This is a genomic window from Porphyromonas uenonis 60-3 (assembly GCF_000174775.1).
Lineage (GTDB): Bacteria > Bacteroidota > Bacteroidia > Bacteroidales > Porphyromonadaceae > Porphyromonas > Porphyromonas uenonis_A.
Genome location: NZ_ACLR01000066.1, coordinates 1 through 514, shown reverse-complemented (window position 1 = coordinate 514; position 514 = coordinate 1). Strand labels below are relative to the sequence as shown.

1 protein-coding gene is annotated in these 514 nt (G+C 53.7%); it reads right to left on the bottom strand.

What is annotated here, in order from left to right; genetic code table 11:
- On the bottom strand, positions 1 to 514 hold a 514-nt coding region (locus PORUE0001_RS01955; RefSeq protein WP_007364786.1), incomplete at both ends, for a DDE-type integrase/transposase/recombinase.

The following is a 514-nucleotide window of genomic DNA, read 5'->3' as shown; positions in this document are numbered from 1 at the left end:
CTATGGGCTTATCCTCGAAGTTGTAGAGCCAGTCGTTCTTGATGATTCCGTTAAGTCGCTCAGCCATAGCGTTGTGGAGAGGGTTGCCGGTCTGGGTAACGCTGGTTACGATGCCTAGGCTGGCCTCGTAGTCGGTCATCTGCTTGGAGACGTATTGACAGCCTCGGTCGCTATGGAAGATGAGTCCTTTGAGGTCAAAGCCATGCTTCTTGTAGAAGTCAACGGTCTGTTTTAGTGCGTTGTAGGGGCCCTCTGTGGAGAGCGTGGGCTGCAGGTCAAAGCCTGTGATGATGCGGCTATAAGCATCCATCGTCAGGGAGAGATATGCGAAGCCCCCTAAACACTTGACGTAGGTTATGTCTGATACGGTGAGCCGGCAATGGTCGGTGGCGATGTACTTAGGGGTGGTGTTCAGGTGGTCTTGGAAGCCGTGATTGACCACGCCCTTGGTTGTCTGAGGCGGACGCTTGCGTCTGCGACTTCTCAGTAGCATGTCGTTGGCTCCTAACACTTT